The organism is Rhodoferax sp. BLA1 (assembly GCF_013416775.1).
GTDB lineage: Bacteria > Pseudomonadota > Gammaproteobacteria > Burkholderiales > Burkholderiaceae_C > Rhodoferax.
On sequence record NZ_SZVI01000013.1, the window covers coordinates 819,371 to 839,688 of the forward strand.

The 20,318-nt window shown below is 59.7% G+C and carries 16 protein-coding genes; 7 read left to right on the plus strand and 9 right to left on the minus strand.

Translation table 11 applies throughout. The features are described from left to right. Positions 1-32: 32 nt before the first annotated feature. The 3 genes from pnp to FDG13_RS19330 all read right to left on the minus strand — a co-directional run bounded on the left by pnp (position 33) and on the right by FDG13_RS19330 (position 4,074). Positions 33-2,156, minus strand: coding sequence for a polyribonucleotide nucleotidyltransferase (pnp, locus tag FDG13_RS19320; RefSeq protein ID WP_180132293.1), 2,124 nt, complete (start codon positions 2,154-2,156; stop codon positions 33-35). Positions 2,157-2,370: 214 nt separating this feature from the next. After that, on the minus strand, positions 2,371-2,637 hold the full coding sequence (gene rpsO, locus FDG13_RS19325) for a 30S ribosomal protein S15 (RefSeq protein WP_180132294.1): 267 nt from the start codon (positions 2,635-2,637) through the stop codon (positions 2,371-2,373). A gap of 162 nt (positions 2,638-2,799) precedes the next feature. Beyond that, positions 2,800-4,074, minus strand: coding sequence for a branched-chain amino acid ABC transporter substrate-binding protein (locus tag FDG13_RS19330; RefSeq protein WP_180132295.1), 1,275 nt, complete (start codon positions 4,072-4,074; stop codon positions 2,800-2,802). A gap of 96 nt (positions 4,075-4,170) precedes the next feature. On the opposite strand from FDG13_RS19330, the gene FDG13_RS19335 reads away from it, so the two are divergent. After that, positions 4,171-4,551: an Hsp20/alpha crystallin family protein gene (locus tag FDG13_RS19335; RefSeq protein ID WP_180132296.1), complete on the plus strand. Its 381-nt coding sequence runs from the start codon at positions 4,171-4,173 to the stop codon at positions 4,549-4,551. 132 nt (positions 4,552-4,683) lie between these two features. Here FDG13_RS19335 and tsaD read toward each other — a convergent pair whose 3' ends face one another. Together tsaD and FDG13_RS19345 are read right to left on the minus strand one after the other, a co-directional pair. Further along, entirely contained in the window at positions 4,684-5,754 is a 1,071-nt protein-coding gene (tsaD, locus tag FDG13_RS19340) for a tRNA (adenosine(37)-N6)-threonylcarbamoyltransferase complex transferase subunit TsaD (RefSeq protein WP_180132297.1), read from the minus strand. Between the two features lie 11 nt (positions 5,755-5,765). After that, positions 5,766-6,413 carry a TetR family transcriptional regulator gene (locus FDG13_RS19345; RefSeq protein ID WP_180132298.1) on the minus strand — a complete coding sequence of 216 codons (648 nt, stop codon included), beginning with the start codon at positions 6,411-6,413 and terminating at the stop codon, positions 5,766-5,768. Positions 6,414-6,527: 114 nt separating this feature from the next. Here FDG13_RS19345 and FDG13_RS19350 point away from each other — a divergent pair, with 114 nt between their 5' ends. From FDG13_RS19350 to FDG13_RS19360, 3 genes are read left to right on the plus strand one after another with little or no spacing between them, the layout of a single operon-like run. Further along, positions 6,528-7,835: an efflux RND transporter periplasmic adaptor subunit gene (locus FDG13_RS19350; RefSeq protein ID WP_180132299.1), complete on the plus strand. Its 1,308-nt coding sequence runs from the start codon at positions 6,528-6,530 to the stop codon at positions 7,833-7,835. 12 nt (positions 7,836-7,847) lie between these two features. Then, complete coding sequence (locus FDG13_RS19355) at positions 7,848-11,003, plus strand: efflux RND transporter permease subunit (RefSeq protein WP_180132300.1); 3,156 nt, start codon at positions 7,848-7,850, stop codon at positions 11,001-11,003. Beyond that, on the plus strand, positions 10,996-12,423 hold the full coding sequence (locus FDG13_RS19360; protein WP_180132301.1) for an efflux transporter outer membrane subunit: 1,428 nt from the start codon (positions 10,996-10,998) through the stop codon (positions 12,421-12,423). Before FDG13_RS19355 ends, FDG13_RS19360 begins: the two co-directional genes overlap by 8 nt. A gap of 30 nt (positions 12,424-12,453) precedes the next feature. Here FDG13_RS19360 and FDG13_RS19365 read toward each other — a convergent pair whose 3' ends face one another. Next, entirely contained in the window at positions 12,454-12,735 is a 282-nt protein-coding gene (locus FDG13_RS19365) for a DUF427 domain-containing protein (protein ID WP_180132302.1), read from the minus strand. Between the two features lie 213 nt (positions 12,736-12,948). Between FDG13_RS19365 and rpsU the strand changes: the two genes are divergently transcribed. Next, a complete protein-coding gene (gene rpsU, locus FDG13_RS19370) occupies positions 12,949-13,161 on the plus strand; it encodes a 30S ribosomal protein S21 (RefSeq protein ID WP_078363905.1) in 213 nt (70 codons plus the stop codon). A gap of 122 nt (positions 13,162-13,283) precedes the next feature. Beyond that, positions 13,284-13,730 carry a GatB/YqeY domain-containing protein gene (locus FDG13_RS19375; protein WP_180132303.1) on the plus strand — a complete coding sequence of 149 codons (447 nt, stop codon included), beginning with the start codon at positions 13,284-13,286 and terminating at the stop codon, positions 13,728-13,730. A gap of 31 nt (positions 13,731-13,761) precedes the next feature. On the opposite strand, the gene FDG13_RS19380 is transcribed toward FDG13_RS19375, so the two are convergent. After that, positions 13,762-16,050: a DUF1631 family protein gene (locus FDG13_RS19380; RefSeq protein ID WP_180132304.1), complete on the minus strand. Its 2,289-nt coding sequence runs from the start codon at positions 16,048-16,050 to the stop codon at positions 13,762-13,764. Positions 16,051-16,073: 23 nt separating this feature from the next. Then, entirely contained in the window at positions 16,074-17,735 is a 1,662-nt protein-coding gene (ettA, locus tag FDG13_RS19385; RefSeq protein ID WP_180132305.1) for an energy-dependent translational throttle protein EttA, read from the minus strand. A 245-nt stretch (positions 17,736-17,980) separates the two neighbouring features. Here ettA and FDG13_RS19390 point away from each other — a divergent pair, with 245 nt between their 5' ends. After that, positions 17,981-19,783 carry a DEAD/DEAH box helicase gene (locus tag FDG13_RS19390; RefSeq protein ID WP_180132306.1) on the plus strand — a complete coding sequence of 601 codons (1,803 nt, stop codon included), beginning with the start codon at positions 17,981-17,983 and terminating at the stop codon, positions 19,781-19,783. A 132-nt stretch (positions 19,784-19,915) separates the two neighbouring features. On the opposite strand, the gene FDG13_RS19395 is transcribed toward FDG13_RS19390, so the two are convergent. Further along, positions 19,916-20,299: a hypothetical protein gene (locus FDG13_RS19395; protein ID WP_180132307.1), complete on the minus strand. Its 384-nt coding sequence runs from the start codon at positions 20,297-20,299 to the stop codon at positions 19,916-19,918. Positions 20,300-20,318 lie beyond the last annotated feature (19 nt).

Sequence of the window (20,318 nt, forward strand, 5' to 3'; positions counted from 1 at the left end):
ATAAGGGCTAGCAGCTATCAACTTGATAACTCTCAGGCCCGGTTGTCCGCGCCGGTTTGGGCAGGACGTTCCAACAAGGCTTTCATCGACAGCTTGATGCGGCCTTTTTCGTCGGTTTCCATGACCTTGACCTTGACGATCTGGCCTTCTGCCAAATAGTCGGTGACCTTCTCGACACGTTCATGGGCGATCTGGCTGATGTGCAACAGACCGTCCTTGCCGGGCAAGAGGTTGATCAATGCACCAAAGTCAAGAATCTTGACCACAGGGCCTTCGTAGACCTTGCCGATTTCGACTTCGGCGGTGATCTGCTCGATGCGGCGTTTGGCTTCTTCGGCCTTGGCCGGGTCAGCCGATGCGATGGTAATGGTGCCGTCTTCGTCGATGTTGATCTGGGTGCCGGTTTCTTCGGTCAGCGCACGGATCACCGCGCCGCCCTTGCCGATCACATCACGGATCTTCTCGGGGTTGATCTTCATCGTGAACAGGCGCGGCGCGAAGTTGGAAACTTCGGTCTTGGCCTCGCCCATGGCTTCCACCATCTTGCCCAGGATGTGCATGCGCGCTTCTTTGGCTTGGGCCAAAGCAACTTGCATGATTTCCTTGGTGATGCCCTGGATCTTGATGTCCATCTGCAGCGCGGTGATGCCGTTGGTGGTACCAGCGACCTTGAAGTCCATGTCGCCCAGGTGATCTTCGTCACCCAAGATGTCGGTCAGCACCGCAAAACGGTTGTCGTCCTTGATCAGGCCCATGGCGATACCGGCCACATGCGCCTTCAAAGGCACACCAGCGTCCATCAAGGACAGGCAGCCACCACAGACCGAAGCCATTGAAGAAGAACCGTTGGATTCGGTCACTTCAGACACCACACGCATGGTGTAGGGGAAGTCTTCCTTGTTCGGCAAGACAGCAACGAGTGCACGCTTGGCCAGACGGCCATGGCCGATTTCGCGGCGTTTGGGGGTGCCAACACGGCCGGTTTCGCCGGTGGCGAAGGGAGGCATGTTGTAGTGCAGCATGAAGCGGTCTTCGTAGTCACCAGCCAGCGAGTCAACGCGTTGGGCATCACGCTCGGTACCGAGCGTGGTCACCACCAGCGCCTGGGTTTCACCACGGGTGAACAGGGCCGAGCCGTGGGTACGGGGCAACACGCCGTTGCGGATTTCGATGGCGCGCACGGTGCGGGTGTCACGGCCGTCGATACGGGGTTCACCTGCCAGAATCTGGCCACGCACGATCTTGGCTTCAATCTCGAACAACAGACCTTCGATGGCCACTGCATCAAAAGCCACGCCCTCTTCTTTCAGAGCAGCCATGACTTCAGCATAGGCAGCACGGCAGGCTTGGGTACGGGCTTGTTTGTTGCGGATCTGGTAAGCGGCGACCAGCTTGTCTTTGGCCAGACCGTCGATCTTGGCGATCAGTGCTTCGTCCTTGGCGGCAGGTTTCCAGTCCCAAACCGGCTTGCCAGCGTCACGCACGAGTTCGTGGATGGCATTGATGGCAATCGCACCCTGGGTGTGGCCAAAGACCACGGCGCCGAGCATGATGTCTTCAGACAGTTGGTCGGCTTCAGATTCAACCATCAACACGGCGGATTCGGTACCTGCCACCACCAAGTCCATGGTGGAATTCTTGCGTGCGGTTTGGCCAGGGTTGAGTACATATTCGCCGTTGACATAACCCACACGGGCGGCACCAATCGGGCCACTGAACGGCACACCGCTGATCGACAGCGCAGCGCTGACAGCAATCATGGCGGCGATGTCGGCGTCCACTTCGGGGTTGAGTGACAGGGTGTGTACCACCACGTGCACTTCATTAAAGAAACCTTCAGGAAACAGCGGGCGGATCGGACGGTCGATCAGGCGGCTGGTCAAGGTTTCAAATTCGCTGGGGCGGCCTTCACGCTTGAAAAAGCTGCCGGGGATACGACCTGCGGCATAAGACTTTTCCAGGTAATCAACAGTCAAAGGGAAAAAATCCTGACCGGCCTTGCCTTCGGTCTTAGCGACCACGGTGGCCAGCACCACGGTGCCGTCCATGTCGAGCTTGACCGCACCGCTGGATTGGCGGGCGATTTCGCCAGTTTCCATGGTGACAGTATGTTGACCCCATTGGAAGGTTTTGCTAACTTTTTGGAACATCGTCATTTGTTATCTCCTGAGTATTTGGGGGATGCAGGCCACCCCACCGAAGCCCAGAAACTGCCATACAGAACACGATGCCATTCCAGAACCCCACCTCATTTCAGGGTGACCGGCTTTGGAATGACACAGCTTCGCTCGTGTATTTGCCGTCTCCGAAGTAAAAAACGCCTGAGCTAGTGACCTAACTCAGGCGCTTCGATATTTTTTACCAGCGCAATTATTTACGCAGACCCAGCTTGGCGATCAGCGCCACATAACGGTCAGCATCTTTGCCCTTGAGGTAGTCCAGCAGCTTGCGGCGGCGGCTCACCATACGCAACAGACCACGGCGACCATGGTGGTCTTTGGCATGCAGCTTGAAGTGGGGAGTCAGTTCATTGATACGCGCTGTGAGCAGGGCGACCTGAACTTCGGGGCTACCGGTATCACCGGCGGAACGTGCGTTGTCTTTGACAACAGTGGCTTTGATTTCGGATGCGATCATGCTTTTTCCTGAGAGTAAACAACTTGCGTCAGGCGCTGGAACTGCCCCTGACGTGCGACTTCTGCCACATGTGCAGAGCCTTGGAGTATAACCCGCTCAGTCCTGAGGTACCAACTGCGGGTTCAACTAGGCTGGCGGGCCGGGGAGTCGCCTGGGCCCAGCTCAGGGCCGCACCATGCGGCAAGTCGTGGCTTGTTCGGCCTCAGCCGCGCTCAGTGTCTTGATCACGCGAAAGCCGTAACCCGAGCCTTCCACATCAAATTTGACACCGGGCAAGCCCTTGCGCTCCATCAGCCCCACCACCAAAGACTGCTGAAATTGGTGGTCACTCGCCCGCATGGCGCCGCTTTGGGCATAAAAAGTGACTCTAGCCCTTTCCAGCTGTGTGGCTACAGCTACAGAATCCGTAGTCCCTGCGGCTTCCAAAGCCTGCACCAGTGCCTGCACCATGAGTTGCATGCGCATGTGCACATAGTCGTCGGCGGGGTTGGGGAAGCGCTGGCGGAAGGCTTGGTAAAAAGCCTCGCTCTGGGGCGTGGGCACATTGGGCAACCAGTCGGCCACCGCAATCACCTTGCCGATGCCGGCCTCACCCATCGCGGCTGGCGCACCCAGCGCATTGCCGTAGAACGTGTAGAAGCGACCGTCATAACCCACGTCTTTGGCGGCCTTGACCAGCAGCGTCAGGTCATTGCCCCAGTTGCCGGTGATGACCGCCTGCGCGCCACTGGCCTTGATTTTGGTGAGATAGGGAATGAAGTCCTTGACGCGCCCAATGGCGTGTAACTCGTCACCCACAATGCGCACGTCTGGGCGCATCTGCGTCAACTGACGGCGTGCTTCACGCGCCACCGCCTGTCCAAAGCTGTAGTCCTGGCCGATGATGTAGACACTTTTGAGCGCGGCATCGTCCTTGATCACCGACATCAGTGCATTCATGCGCATATCAGCGTGCGCGTCAAAGCGGAAATGCCAGAAACTGCATTTCTCGTTGGTCAGAGTCGGCTCCACCGCCGAGTAGTTCAGAAAAATCACGCGTTTGCCCGGTTCGCGTTCGTTGTGTTTGTTGATGGCCTCGATCAGCGCCGCTGCCACCGCCGAAGAGTTGCCCTGGGTCACCACGCGTGCACCCTGGTCAATGGCGGCCTTGAGCGCGGTCAACGCATCTTCGGTCTGACCCTTGCTGTCAAAACGGTCGATTTGCAGCGGTGCGCCCTTGGACTTGTCACCCAGCTTGACACCACCTGCCGCATTCACCCGCTCCACCGCCCAGGCCAGGTTGCGGTAGACCGACTCGCCGGTGTTGGCAAACGGCCCACTCAGCGCCTCAATCATGGCGATTTTGATCGGTGCGGGGCTGGGTTGGGCCAGGGCAAAAACCGGCAGACATAGGGCCAGGACCAGGGATTTCAAGGCGCGTGTGAGAACAATAAACATCGGGAAATTTCTCTTGAAAGTGGCGGGTGCGAGCACAGATAGGGGTCTTGCGGCGTTCTTGTGCTGAAGGCCGCGCAGTTTACAAGGAGTCACCCCATGTTCTTTACACCCGCCACCCCCGCCGGTTTACGCCGTCAACTCTATGCCGCAGCCGCCCGCTCCCCCCTTGTGTTCGCAGAACCGAACCAGACCGTGCGCAGTCAGCGCCCCAGTGCGGTCGAGCAAGACGAGCAATCCTTCACGCTGTCATTCGATGTGCCCGGCGTCAGCCGCGAGCAGTTGGTGGTGGGCATCGAAGGCAATGTGGTGCGCCTGTCCAGCGCCGAAGGTGCACCGCGCAGCTACCACTTTGCCTGCGAGTTACCCCAGGACATCGATGCGGGCCAAAGCGCGGCCAAGCTGGAAAACGGCGTCTTGACACTCAAACTGGCCAAGGTGGCACCGGTGAACCGGGTCACCGAGTTGGTGATCCACTGAGCCACCTGCGGATCAGGCCAAACAGGCGATATCAAGGTTTGGCCTGACCACCGCAGACTTCAACAATACTCAATTTCGATAGCTATATGCCCTTATTTAAAAAGGGCTAGAGGCCTATTTCTTATATAAACCTCAGCCGCCAATGGCATCCAAAGGCCAGCGTGGTTTGACGTCAAAAGCGTAGTTGTTGGTGGCAGTTTGCTGACCGGACTGCAGCCGCATCGCTGCCGCCATGGCAATCATGGCGCCGTTGTCGGTGCACAGATGCAACTCAGGGTAGTGCACCCGGGTCTTGAGCCGGGCACATTCGGCATTGAGCTGCTGACGCAGTTCCCGGTTGGCGCCCACACCGCCAGCCACCACCAGGCGTTTGAGCCCGGTTTGTTTCAACGCGGTGAGTGATTTTTTGACCAGCACCTCCACAATTGCAGCCTGGGTGGAGGCGGCCAGATCAGCCAGCACGGTGGGTGGCAAATCCTGCACAGCACAGTTGTTGACTTGGGCACATTTGTTGGTTTGCACCATCACTGCGGTTTTTAAACCAGCAAAAGAAAAGTCCAGATCACCGCTGTGTAACAAGGGACGTGGCAATTTGTAGGCTTTGGGATTGCCCGACTCGGCCAGCTTGGACAGCGCCTGCCCACCCGGGTAATCCAGGCCCAACAGCTTGGCGGATTTGTCAAAGGCCTCGCCCGCCGCGTCGTCAATCGTCTCACCCAGAATCTGGTACGACCCGACTCCATCCACCCGCATCAACTGGCTGTGCCCGCCAGACACCAGCAACGCCACAAAGGGGAACTCAGGCGGGTCAACACTCAAAAACGGTGACAACAAATGCCCTTCCAAATGGTGTACCCCCAGCACCGGTTTGCCCAAAGCAGCAGCCAGCGCACAAGCCACACCAGCGCCCACCAGCAAGGCACCAGCCAAGCCGGGGCCGCGCGTGAACGCCACCACATCCACATCAGCCAGTTGGCGGCCCGCGTCCCGCAGTACCTGCTGGGTCAGCGGCAACACACGGCGGATGTGGTCACGGCTGGCCAGCTCGGGCACCACACCGCCGTAGGCCTGGTGCATCTCGATCTGGCTGTACAGGGCATGCGCCAGCAAGAGCGGCAAGCCCTGCGCGGGCATGTCGACCAGGGCCACGCCCGTTTCATCACACGAGGACTCGATCCCCAGAACACAACACTGTTTCACCATAAGCCAGGAGTTTAGGCGATGGTCTCTGGCACGGCCCCCGGCAATGGCAGACCGAGCCCGGCCAGGTAGGCCGACACCGCCGCTCGCGCGACCTCAACCAAGTCGAAGGTGGTGGGCGCCAGCATCCAGGTGTGAATTAGCCCCACCATCAAGGAATGCAGCCCCTGAGCAGCCACCGTTGGCGACATCGGCAAACGCACCGAACGATGCGTGGCGACCTCCTGCAATCGGCGCTGCAACTCACGCGTGTTGTCGGTGTAACACTGCAGATGGCGCTGCTTGACGGCCAGCAATTCCTCGACATACTCCACCTTCATCGTGGCAATTTCGAAGGTGGCGCGCACCCGCTCATCATCCACAATGCTCTGCATCGGCAACAGGATGGCACGTTCCAACTCCAGCAAAGGGTCCTGGGTGCCATCGTCACTGATCTGCTGCATGGTCTGCTCCATGGGCAAGGTGGCGCTGTCCATCAGGGCGTTGAACAAGTCAGCCTTGTTCTTGAAGTGCCAATAAATAGCACCTCGGGTGGCACCTGCGGCGAGGGCGATGTCTTGCAAAGAGGTGCGCGACACACCTTGCTTGGCGAACAGGTGCAGCGCAGCGTCCATCAGTTGAGTACGCGTCGTTTGTGCGTCTTCTTTGGTCCGGCGAGCCATGGTGATGTGCTTTCAGAGGGGATTTATTTACATTCACCATTGTATGTATAATTCTGAAAAAATCCATCTTCCCACCCGAATCTAGGGTTAACCCTTATCTTTTGGACCCGCACCATGCACCCTGTCCTTCCCCCATTTCGCACCCTGCCTGGCCAGCGTTTTGGCGCCCCCGGATTCACCCGGACCGCTTGCAGCAGCTTGGTCGTCAGCGCCGTGCTTCTGTTGTCGGCCTGTGGCCAGGGCAAACCTGAGGCAGCGGCCGGTGGCCCCGGCGGCGGCATGCCCCCGGCTGAAGTGGGGGTGGTCACCGTGGCGCCCGGCGATGTGGGTTTGACCACCGAACTGCCAGGTAGGCTGGAGGCCTCGCGTGTGGCCCAGGTGCGCGCCCGTGCGGCAGGCATCCTGCAAAAACGCCTGTTCACCGAAGGCAGCGACGTCAAGGCGGGTCAGCCTTTGTTCCAGATTGATGCCAGCCCCTACGAGGCCACACTGGCCAGTGCGTTGGCCAACGTGGCCAAGGCTGAAGCCAACCAGGTCCAAGCCAGTGCGCTGGCCGAACGTTACAAACCTTTGATTGAAGCCAAGGCCATCAGCCAGCAGGAATTCATCAACGCCCAGGCGTCCCAGAAGCAGGCCGACGCGGACGTGGCCGTGGCCAAGGCGGCGGTACAAACCGCCCGCATCAATGTCGGTTACGCCAATGTCACCTCCCCCATTTCTGGCCGCATTGGCCGCGCCTTGGTGACCGAAGGTGCCTTGGTCGGCCAGGGTGAAGCGACCGAGTTGGCGGTGGTACAACAGATCAACCCGATGTATGTGAATTTCACGCAGTCGGCGGCTGAGGTCATGGCCTTGCGCCGTGCCATGGACAGCGGACAACTCAAACGCGCCGGCAAACAGGCGGCCAGCATCCGGGTGGTGCTCGAAGACGGCACCGACTACCCACTGACAGGCAAGCTGCTGTTCTCTGACCTGACGGTGGACACCACCAGTGGCCAGATCACCCTGCGCGCCGAGGTGCCCAACCCACAAGGTGCGCTGTTGCCCGGCCTGTTTGTGCGTGTCCGGCTCGAACAAGCCCAGGCTGGCAATGCCATCACCCTGCCCCAGCAAGCCGTGACCCGCTCCCCACAAGGCGACACCGTGATGGTGGTGGACGCCCAGGGCAAAGCCGCACCACGCACCATCAAGATTGGTGGCCAGCAAAACGGCCAGTGGGTGGTGTTGAGTGGTTTGCAGGCCGGTGAGCAAGTGATGGTTGACGGCTTCCAGAAATTGCGGGGTGGTCCGGTCAAGCCAGTGCCATGGCAAGCCGGCGCACCCGCAGCGGGCAAGCCGGGTGCTGGCCAGCCAGCGGCAGCAGCTTCAGCAGAAAAAGCCGCATCAGCCCCCGCTGATGCTGCCTCAGGCGCTGCGAAATAAGGAGCGCCTTCCATGTCCAAATTTTTCATTGACCGCCCGATCTTTGCCTGGGTGATCGCCCTGTTCATCATGGTGATGGGCGTGGTGTCCATCACCCAGTTGCCGATTGCCCAGTACCCGCCGGTGGCCCCACCGTCGATCGTGATCTCGGCCACTTACCCTGGCGCCTCGGCGCAAACGATGGAAGACAGTGTGTTGTCCATCGTCGAGCAGGAGATGAATGGCTCGCCCGGCCTGATCTACATGGAGTCCACCGCACAAGCCAACGGTACCGGCACCATCACGCTGAGTTTTGAACCATCCACCAACCCCGATCTGGCCCAGGTGGATGTGCAAAACCGGCTCTCGCGCGCCACACCACGCCTGCCGTCTGCGGTGACCCAGCAGGGTGTTCGCGTTGACAAGTCACGCAACAACTTCCTGTTGTTCACCATGCTGACCTCGGACGACGCGGCCCTCGACCCGGTGGCGCTGGGTGACTACGCCTCGCGCTCCATCGTGCCCGAAATTCAGCGCCTGCCAGGGGTTGGCCAGGCCCAGTTGTTTGGTACCGAACGGGCCATGCGGGTGTGGATCGATCCGGCCAAACTGGTGGGTTTCAAACTGTCTGCGGCTGAAGTCAATGCTGCCATCAAGGCGCAAAACGCCCAGGTCTCCGCTGGTGAAATCGGCAGCTTGCCCAACGTGGCAGGCCAAGGCATTGCGGCCACCGTGCTTGTCAGTGGCCAACTCACCAATGCAACACAGTTTGGCAACATTGTTCTGCGCGCCAACACCGATGGCTCCACGGTGCGCCTCAAGGACGTGGCCCGCATCGAGTTGGGCGGTCAGTCTTACGCCACCTCGGCCCGTCTGAACGGCAAACCTGCCATCGGCATTGGTGTGCAACTCTCCCCCAGCGGCAACGCCTTGGCCACGGCCAAAGCGGTGCGTGCCCGCATGCATCAGTTGGAGACCTTTTTCCCCAAGGGCATGAGTTGGTCGATTCCTTATGACAGCTCGCTGTTCATTCAAACCTCGCTGGCCCAGGTGGCCGAGACCCTGGTGGAAGCGATTGTGCTGGTGTTCCTGGTGATGTTCTTGTTCCTGCAGGACTGGCGCTACACCCTGATTCCAACCCTGGTGGTGCCGGTGGCACTGTTGGGCACCTTTGCCACGATGTTGGCCATGGGTTTCTCAATCAACGTGCTGACCATGTTCGCCATGGTGCTGGTGATTGGTATCCTGGTGGATGACGCCATCGTGGTGGTGGAAAACGTTGAGCGCATCATGAGTGAGGAAGGCTTATCCCCCTTGCTGGCAACCCGCAAGGCGATGGGCCAGATCCAGGGCGCCATCATTGGCGTGACCGTGGTGCTGATCTCGGTGTTTGTGCCGTTGGCATTCTTCAGCGGGTCAATTGGCAACATCTACCGCCAGTTCTCGGCGGTGATGGGGGTGTCGATTGCGTTTTCGTCCTTCCTGGCGCTGTCCTTGACACCCGCCCTGTGTGCCACCTTGCTCAAGCCGGTGGAAGCCGGACACCACCACGCCAAGAGCGGCTTTTTTGGCTGGTTCAACCGTGGTTTTGCCAGCACCGCCAAAGGCTATGAGCGCGGGGTCGCCAAGACCCTGCCACGTGCTGCGCGTTACCTGGTGATTTATCTGGCAATTCTGGCCGCAGCGGCGGTGATGTACACCCGTTTGCCGACCTCCTTCCTGCCCAGCGAAGACCAGGGCAGTATGCTGATCAACGTGCAACTGCCACCCGGCGCCACCCAGGAGCGCACCCTGGCCGTGATGCAACAGGTGGAAGGTTTCATCCTGGAGCAGCCTGAGGTCAAAAGCATGGTGGGTGTGCTGGGTTTCAGCTTCTCGGGGCAAGGACAAAACGCTGCACTGGCTTTTGTCACCCTGAAAGACTGGGCCGAACGCAAAGGCCCAGGCAGCTCCGCCGAGGCGCTGGCCGGTCGCGCTTTTGGCGCCCTGTCAGGCATCCGCGACGCCTTCATCTTCCCCTTGAGCCCACCTCCCATTCCCGAACTGGGCTCCTCCTCGGGTTTCAGCTTCCGGCTGCAGGATCGCGGCAGCCAGGGACATGAAGCCTTGCTGGCAGCGCGCAACCAGTTGCTGGGCATGGCGGCCCAAAGCAAGGTGCTGACCCAGGTTCGCCCGGATGGTCTGGAAGACGCGCCCCAGCTGCAGGTCGACATTGACCGCGACAAGGCCAATGCCTTGGGGGTTGGTTTTGATGCCATCAACAGCCTGATTTCCACCGCGCTGGGCTCCGCCTATATCAACGACTTCCCCAACAGCGGTCGGCTGCAGCGGGTGGTGGTGCAGGCTGATGCCATGGCACGCATGCAACCCGACGATCTGCTCAAACTCAATGTCACCAACAACAAGGGCCAGACCGTGCCACTGTCCGCTTTCGCCAGCACCCGCTGGGTGAAGGGCGCGATGCAGACGGTGCGCTACAACGGGTACCCGGCCATGCGCATCAGCGGCAGTGCCGCACCGGGCTACAGCACGGGTGCCGCATTGAACGAGATGGAGCAGCTTGCAGCCAAATTGCCAGCCGGTTTTGGCTTTGAATGGACCGGTACCTCACGCGAGGAAAAACTGGCCGGCTCACAAGCCATGATCCTCTACGCCTTTGCCATTCTGGCGGTGTTCTTGTGCCTGGCCGCGCTGTATGAAAGCTGGAGCATTCCCATGTCCGTCATCCTGGTGGTGCCACTCGGCGTGCTCGGGGTGATCGTAGCCACCCTGCTGCGCAGTTATGCCAATGACGTGTACTTCCAGGTCGGTCTGATCACCATCATCGGCTTGTCGGCCAAGAACGCGATTCTGATCATCGAGTTTGCCAAGGACCTGCAGGCGCAAGGCAAATCCGTGATTGCAGCCGCCTTGGAAGCGGCCCACCTGCGTTTTCGCCCGATTGTGATGACCTCGATGGCATTCACGCTGGGGGTGTTGCCACTGGCGATCTCCAGTGGTGCGGGCTCAGCGAGCCAACGCGCCATCGGTACCGGCGTGATCGGCGGCATCCTGACCGGCACAGCGTTGGCGGTGGTGTTTGTTCCAATCTTTTTTGTGGTGGTGCGCTCGCTGTTCAAGGACAGCGAACGCCAGCAGCAGGTGCATGCCGAACAGGCCGCGCACATGGGAGTGCATTCGCATGAATAAGTTAACTGTGATCTCGGTGGCCTGCGCCAGTGTGTTGTCAGCGTGCTCGCTGATCCCCACCTACGAGCGCCCTGCGGCACCCATCGCCACCCAGTGGCCCAGTTCAGCTGCGGCGAAAGAACGCTCTGAAAAACAAAGCACCAACCCCTTATGGAATAAGGGCTGGGAGGACTTTTATACCGATAAGACGGTACAGCAGCTGATCCACACCGCACTGGCCAACAACCGCGATCTGCGGGTGTCGGTGCTCAACATCGAACAAGCCCGCGCCCAGCTGGGGCTGCGCCGTGCTGACCAGTTTCCGGCCATCAACGCCACGGTGACCGGCTCGCGGACGCCCAACAGCAGCGGTGACATGACCAGCAGCTACACCGGCGGCTTGACCTTCACCGCTTACGAACTGGACTTTTTTGGCCGGGTTGCCAGCCTCAAGGAACAGGCCCTGGCCCAGTATCTGGCCACCTCCGAGGCCACCAAAACGGTGCAGATTAGCCTGATGGCCAGTGTGGCGCAGAGCTGGCTGAGCCTGCTGGCTGACGAAGATTTGCTGCGCACCTCACGCCAGACCCTCGCCACGCGAGAAGAGTCTCTGAAACTCACCGAACTCAAACGCAGCCACGGTGCGGCGTCTGACCTGGACTGGCGGCTGGCGCAAACGCTGCTGGAAAGTGCCCGCGTTACCCTGGCGCAACAGCTGCAAAAACGCGCGCAGGACGAAAACGCGCTGACACTGCTGCTGGGCCAAAGTCTGCCTGAGACCGCTCGCAACCAGCTGGCCCAAGGCCAACTCGACAGCCAACAGTTCCCCAGCCTGCCCGGCGGGCTGCCGTCCGACCTGCTGACCTACCGCCCCGATATCCGCCAGGCCGAACAAAGCTTGCTGGCCAGCAACGCCAACATTGGTGCAGCGCGAGCTGCGTTTTTCCCGCGCATCACACTCACTGCGGGCGCCGGGTCGGCCAGTAGCGAACTCTCGGGTTTGTTCAAGAGCGGCTCCTGGGGCTGGACCATGGCGCCCAGTCTGGTGTTGCCCATCTTCAACGCTGGCGCAAACCAGGCCAATTTGGACATCGCACAGTCGGCACGGGACATCGCGGTGGCGCAATACGAAAAAACCATCCAGAGCGCATTTCGCGAGGTGGCCGACGCTCTGGCTGGCCAGGACACCCTGGCGCAACAGCTCCAATCGAGTGAAGCGTTGCTGAAAGCCGAGAGTGAACGCACCCGTCTGACCAAGCTGCGGTTTGACAACGGCGCGGCCAGCCAGCTCGACTGGCTCGATGCCCAGCGCTCGCTGTTCACGACCCAGCAGTCTCTGGTGCAAACGCGCCTGGCGTATTTGCAGAACCAGGTCACCCTGTTCAAAAGCCTCGGTGGCGCCAACCCGGACGTGGCCATCCAGCCAGGCAGCACCCACTGAGAAGCGGGTACGTGAAGCTCAGCCGACAAGCTAGTCGGTGACCTTCACACCTTTCCAGAAGGCGACCCGGTCACGCACCTGGTCAGCCTCTGGTTTGGGGTCGGGGTAGTACCAGACTGCATCCGGATTCATTTCGCCATTGACCATCAACGAGTAATAACTGGCCTGCCCTTTCCAGGCGCAGGAGCTTTTGTGGTTGCTGAAATGCACAAACTCCCGGTTGAGTGAGCTCGCCGGGAAATAGTGGTTGCCCTCCACCATGACGGTATCGTCGCTCTGTGCAATCACTGCACCGTTCCAGATCGCTTTCATCTTGAGTGTCCTTCTCAAAAAGATGTATTTGAACCGATGTCGCAGAGACACCACGACAATCACTTGCCAGCCCCAAAGAGACCGCTATAATGCTTGGCTTTGCTGGCAAAACTCCGCTGCCTGATCAACTTTTAAGCGGAGAAATTCGCAAGATCAATTTTTGGCCCGATCTTCCAAACTTTGAAGTCTGCACCTTTTGGATTATTTGACTCCATGACAACCATTCGTGTTAAAGAAAACGAGCCTTTTGACGTCGCGCTGCGCCGCTTCAAGCGCACCATTGAAAAACTGGGCCTGCTGACTGACTTGCGCGCACGCGAGTTTTATGAAAAGCCCACTGCTGAGCGCAAACGCAAGAAGGCTGCTGCAGTCAAACGCAACTACAAGCGCATCCGCGCCATGCAGTTGCCCAAAAAGCTGTACTGATCCCTGCTACCAAGCGGGGCTGTCAAGCCTGCAGACAAGCTCGCCGGGGACGCCCAGGCGAGCTTTTTTCGTTCTGGCGTATCGAGACCCTTCATCCAAACAATTGACCAGGAGTCACCACCATGTCCCTCAAAGACCAGATCACCGAAGACATGAAAACCGCCATGCGTGCCAAAGACAGCGTCCGGCTGGGCACCATCCGCCTGTTGCTGGCGGCCGTCAAACAAAAAGAAGTCGATGAGCGAGTAGTGGTGGATGACACGGCGCTGGTCGGCATCGTGGACAAGCTGATCAAACAGCGCAAAGACTCGGTGGCCGCTTATGTGCAAGCGCAACGGCAAGACCTGGCGGACAAGGAAAGTGACGAAATCAAGGTGCTGGAAGCCTACTTGCCGCAACGCCTGAGCGCCGATGAAATCACCGCTGCTGTGGCTTTGATCGTCAGCACACTGGGTGCAACCGGACCTGGCGACATGGGCAAAGTCATGGGTGCGGTCAAAACCCAACTGGCCGGCAAGGCCGACATGGCTTTGGTGTCGCAGGCAGTCAAAGCCGCGCTGGCAGGCTGATCAGGCAAGCCTGGCGGGCTGCCTGTGTACTTCAGGCCCCAGAGCCGATGCTATTGCGCATCGCCGTGCGAACCACAGCGTCCAGAGCGCCTTCTACCATCGAAGCCTGGTCTGACACCACCCGCAGCTTGCCTTCTGCCAACATGCGTTCGTAAAAGCGCTGGGTCATTGACTGGGTTTTGCCACTCACACTGGTAAACAAGAACATGGTGCCGTGCGGACTGATCCACGACAACTGCACCCGATGCCAGGCCCCCGAGAGGTACAACTCGATCCAGGCACCTACCGCCAAGGGCACGGTGCTGGTTTGCGGCGGCAAAGACAAGGGTGTCGACTTGGGCAGGTCTGCCACTTCTTCGTCCGCAAAATCCATGAAACCGGAGGCCTTGGCCTCGGCAGGCGCCACCCAGTGGTCCTGATTGCTCACCAAGCTGGCATCGAGACCCTCCGGTGCAGCCGCCTCCTCCTGCGTGGCAGGCCTGAAAGCCTGATGGTGCTGCTTCATCAAGACATCAAAAAAGACGCTGGTTTTGGTGGAGGGGTAACCAATCAGACCCAGGCCTTCACGCAGACCCGACAGCAGCCGGGGCACCAGCTTGGTCAAGCGCCCAACATCTTTGCGCGTCAGATCCGGTTGTGCGCTCCACAACAGGTCGGCAACCAGCGCCCTGTAAGCACCAGGGTCGTCGGTACCTGGCGCGGCTTTGAGTTGCGCCTCGGCCATCACATGTGACCAAGGGCCGCACAAAAAATCAATCACGTCCGTCGGCACCCTGGACATGCCAGACATCTTCATCAAGTGGCTCGCCATTTGGGTGGCCAGCAAATTGCGCTCCTCGGCATAACCCAACACCGCCGCCGCACTTTGAATCTGGCTGCTGACCGTGTCCTGCACCTCGGGGTTGTCCCACTCCTGCAGAAGCTGCTTGAGCGCCGCCTCAAAGGGCTGGACACCCTCGATATTGAGCACCGCCAAGGGACTCACATGCCGCTGCAAAGACAGCAGGAAAGCCTCAAAATCCGGATCAGTTTCTGAGCCAAATGCCAAACCCCGTTGCGAAATTTCGTTGAGCAACAGTCGCGCCGGGTGCGCCTTGTCAATGAAAAAACGTGGGTCAACAATCACCAGCCGCAGCAGCGCGGGCTCCAAGCGCTCAATGACTTTCCTCACCTGGGGCAACAAGCGGCTGTCCTTGATCAGGTTTTCCGCCATCAGGGACACCACTTCCAGGCTCAGCACCTGACTCATCGACTTGGCACTGCGTGTCAACTCTTCACGCACAACCGCACCAGGCGGCCGTGTGTCAGTTGCACGCCCTTTGGGTGGTGCCGGGCGTTGTTGCATGCGCAGCACCACCGTATCAACTTGCTGCATCTCCTGCAAGGCATCCAGAGCCGCTGGCAAGGTGGCCTGAAAAGCAGTTTCAGGGCCATGGTCTGGCGACCCAGCTGGCGCCTTGCCTTGCTCGAACTCACGCGCAAACTGCTGGGCAAACGCCTCTTTGGGACTGTCTGGCGGACCGTCATCCAGATGGCCAGACATCAGCTGCCGCAACTTGTCCAGTGTCAGCACCGTTTGCCGATATTCGGGGGTCCACACCGCGCGCTCGGCACGGCCCGAACGACCGTGATCCACCACCTCGGTCACCACCTCGGGAGTGCGAATCACAGTGAACCCCACCCGGCGCACGTCCTGGCTGCGAAGCTGCTCGGTCCATTGCAGATACGCCTCACGCAACGCACTCCCAAGCGGGGCTGACAGGTGACGCAACCAGATGGCACGTACCTGTGTTGGTACCCGCATCTCGGTCATGAGCTGCTGCAAGGCCTTGACATACGAGTCGGGGCGCAGCGGATTGTGTTCGGGTGAAACCCGGTCCAAGCCCACCAGCGCACACACAAAACTGTTGAACTCGGGCAGGGCCAGCTCGGCGTCCAGCAACACATGCTGCAACATACGAGCCAGTTCCACACGCTCCTGAACCTGGCTCTCATCCATTAGTTCAAGCTGATCCAAGCGCAAGGCTTGCTCACCCAGAACACCGGTTTTGGCCACTGCATCACCATGGCCGCGAAAGATCTCCAGCAAGATAGCCGGGAAACGTTCGCACAGGCTCGGTGTGTGTGACTCCATCAACTTGACACTGAGTTCCAGCTGGTCACGCTCCAGAAAACCCCGAGCCGTGGACACCTCGGTGCGCAGGGTTTTGCGGGCCAAACCCAACACCTGCGACAACATGCTGGCACTCGTCCGTGCCGCTGACTCCAGCAGGCTCTGGTAGATTGGCAATCCAGGAATGGACGAATCAGCTGTCGACATGGTGATTGATCCTCGTGGAGAGCCTACTTCAGTGCCTTGAAACGCATGCGTTTGGGCTTGGCGCCCTCTTCACCCAGGCGTTTCTTCTTGTCCTCTTCGTAGTCGTGGTAATTGCCGTTGTAGAAGGTCCACTGGCTGTCACCCTCGCAGGCCAAGATGTGGGTGGCAATGCGGTCAAGGAACCAGCGGTCATGGCTGATGACCATGATGGAACCCGCAAACTCCAGCAAAGCGTCTTCCAGCGCACGCAAGGTTTCCACGTCCAGATCGTTGGAGGGTTCATCGAGCATCAGCACATTGCCGCCCGCAATCAGTGTCTTGGCCAGATGCAAGCGGCCACGTTCCCCGCCGGACAACGTGCCAACGCGCTTTTGTTGGTCAGATCCATTGAAGTTGAAGCGGCCACAGTAGGCCCGGCTGGCCATGGTGAACTTGCCAATATTGAGCATGTCCAGCCCGCCCGAGACATCTTCCCATACGGTTTTTTCATTCGCCAGGTCGTCACGATTCTGGTCCACAAAGGCCATCTTGACAGTTTGGCCAATCTTGACCTCTCCGCTGTCGGGTTGCTGCTGACCTGAAATCATGCGGAACAAGGTGGATTTACCGGCACCGTTGGGGCCGATGATGCCAACAATAGCGCCTGGCGGCACCTTGAAGCTCAGGTTGTCAATCAACACGCGGTCACCAAATGACTTGCTGACATTGACGAATTCAATGACCTCCTGGCCCAGGCGGTCGGCCACAGGGATGAAGATTTCGTTGGTTTCGTTGCGTTTCTGGTATTCAAAGTCAGACAGCTCCTCGAAGCGGGCCAGACGGGCCTTGCTCTTGGCCTGGCGTGCCTTGGGATTCTGGCGTGACCACTCCAGTTCTTTCTTAAGGGTCTTGGCGCGGGACTCCTCGCCCTTCTTCTCCTGCTCCAGACGTGCCTGCTTTTGCTCCATCCAGGAGCTGTAATTGCCCTTGTAAGGGATGCCCGAGCCCCGGTCCATTTCCAGAATCCACTCGGCAGCATTGTCCAGAAAGTAGCGATCATGTGTGATCGCCACCACGGTGCCGCTATAACGCTGCAAAAATTGCTCCAGCCAGTCCACGGATTCAGCATCCAAGTGATTGGTTGGCTCATCCAACAATAACATGTCCGGGTGGCTCAGCAACAGGCTGCACAAGGCCACGCGGCGTTTTTCTCCGCCAGAAAGCACACCAATCACCGCATCCCAGGGTGGCAGACGCAGGGCGTCAGCGGCAATTTCAAGTTGGTGCTCGGAATCGGTGCCAGCGGTGGCAATGATGGCTTCCAGTTCGGCCTGCTCTGCGGCCAGAGCGTCAAAGTCGGCATCTTCGGCGCCGTAGGCGATGTACACCTCTTCCAGACGCGCCTTGGCGGCAAATACCTTGCCCATCCCGGCTTCAATGCTCTCGCGCACGGTCTGGGTCGGGTCCAACTGCGGCTCCTGCGGCAGATAACCGATGTTCAGTCCGGCCATGGGAATGGCTTCGCCTTCAATTTCCTTGTCCAGCCCAGCCATGATCTTGAGCAGCGTGGACTTGCCCGAACCATTGGTGCCCAGCACGCCAATCTTGGCGCCCGGGAAAAAACTCAGCGAAATGTCTTTCAGGATATGCCGCTTGGGCGGCACGATCTTGCCGAGGCGGTTCATTGAAAATACGTATTGAGCCATAGGACTTGAAATGTTGCTTCTGTGAAAAACCCCCATTATCGACGCTAGCGCAGCCACAGTCACCGTGTCCGTGCGACAATCGCCGCTGTTTCAGGACTTCAGTTACCTGAGACGTCAGCACCTTGCTGGGAGTTTCATCATGTGTGAGGCTCCGTTTTTGATCCCATCTGCCTTTGACTGAATTGTCGCGACAACGCGCCAAAACGGGCTGATGTCCTGGCACCCTGGATGGGGTGCACCTCACCATGAAATTTGAAGAACTCAATCTGGCCCCGGCCATCATCAAAGCTGTGCTCGAGCAAGGCTATGAAAACCCCACACCGATTCAGGCCCAGGCGATACCGCTGGTGCTCGAAGGGCACGACCTGCTGGGTGGTGCCCAGACCGGCACCGGCAAAACCGCGGCGTTTGTGCTGCCGATGCTCAACAAGCTCTGCGCACAGGAAGCCCCTCGCAACAAGTTTGGTGGTATCGGCATCCGCGCCCTGGTGCTGACCCCCACCCGCGAACTGGCGGCCCAGGTCGAAGAGTCCGTGCAAACTTACGGCAAATACCTGGAGATCACTTCAGCCGCCGTGTTTGGCGGTGTCGGCATGAACCCCCAGATCAGCCGCATGAAAAAAGGCGTGGACGTGCTGGTGGCCACCCCCGGGCGGCTGCTCGACCTGATGCAACAAGGCATGCTCGACCTCGGCCAGGTGCAGATCCTGGTGCTCGACGAAGCCGACCGCATGCTCGACATGGGTTTCATCCATGACGTCAAAAAAGTGCTGGCAGCGGTGCCCAAAGAAAAGCAAAGCCTGTTGTTCTCAGCCACCTTCAGCGACGAAATCCGTGAACTCGCCGCCACCTTGCTGAAAAACCCGCAAAGTGTGCAAGTCACCCCGCGCAACACCACGGTGCAACGCATCACCCAGCTGATCCACCCCGTGGGTCGCGGCAAGAAAAAGGCCTTGCTTGCCCACATCGTGCAAGAACACAACTGGAGCCAAGTGCTGGTGTTCACCCGTACCAAGTTTGGCGCCAACAATGTGGCCGAGTTCCTCACCAAGAACGGCATCGCCGCCATGGCCTTGCATGGCAACAAGAGCCAGACCGCGCGCACCCAGGCGCTGGCTGACTTCAAAAGTGGCGACGTGCGCGCCCTGGTCGCCACCGACATTGCCGCCCGTGGCATCGACATCGACGACCTACCGCATGTGGTGAACTACGACATCCCCAACGTCTGTGAAGACTATGTGCACCGCATTGGCCGCACCGGTCGTGCTGGCGCCGAAGGCCAGGCGGTCAGCCTGGTGAGCCTGGACGAGGAAGGCTTCATGCAAGCCATTGAGCGCTTCACCAAACAAGACATTCCGGTGCAGATCATTGCCGAGTTCATGCCCGAACCCGGTGAAAAAGCCGAACCCATCGCCATGGGCCGCCAGACCATCTGGGGCGGCGCTGGCAAACCCCCGAGCCGCGACGTGATGATGGCTGCCGCCAAGGCCGCCCGCACCGAGATGCTGACACGCGTGCGTGAAAGCAAGGGCCCAGGCGCCGCCCGCCCCGCCAATGGCGGTGGCAATGGTGGTGCAGGTCGTGGCCGCAGCGGTGGTGGTGGCCGAGGCCCCCGTCCGGCTGGTGGCGAAGGCCGCCCTGCCAACCCGCGCAACGACGGCAACTTTGATGCCGACGGTGGTGGCCGCAGTGCCGAACCACGCAGCCATTTGTCCGCCGCTGAACAAGCGGTGCGTGGCCCGGGTCAACGCCCGGCGCGTGGTTACGGTGGTGGCAACGGCGGAGGTTACGGTGGCCCAGCCCCCGCACCCGCTCGCGGCGCCGGTGGTCAACCCGACCCGATGCGCACCAGCGTCGATATGATGTCTGACCGTGGCCCGCGTCGCAATGGCGGTGGTTTTGGTGGCGGCAACCGCAATGCCGGCCCGGCAGGCGCTGGCTTTGGCAGTGGCCCGAGCCGCTCGGGCGGCGGCAACCGCTCCGGCAGCCGTGGTGGCCGCTCAGGTGGTCCTGCTGGCGGCGGTTCACGTGGCCCCAGCAGCCGCTGAGCCACACAACAAAGGGGCTTGAAGCCCCCTTGTTTTTTTAGCCTTTTAACACTCTAACCCTTTATCCATAAGGGCCAATAGCTACTTAATCAATAGCAAACGTACACACCAGCAGCTGCTGGTGTGTTGGCTTCAGCTGCGCACAAACAGGGTCACCAGCTCGTCAGGTCCAACCTGGCGGCTCCAGTGGCCGTGGACGCTGGCATCAAAGCTTTGGCCTTCGGGCACCACGTCGGCTGAGTAAAAGTGCTCACCTGCCTTGAAAAGGCGCGAGCTGCCGTCCTGCAGGAAAATTTCCATCTGGCCACCCAGAATAAACACCCACTGCGGGTCGGTGGTGCAATGCATGCCACTGACAAAACCCACCGGGCTGTGGCGCAGTTGCATCCCGCCAGAGGGCATCAGGGCCGACAAAGCCACCTGAGGCTTGACGGGGTCCAGCGTGACGGTTTCCTCGCGGAAACGGGCGCGGCCATCGGTATCGGTGAACAAAACGACTTTGGTAAACGCAGGCATGATCTACTCGGGTTGGTTG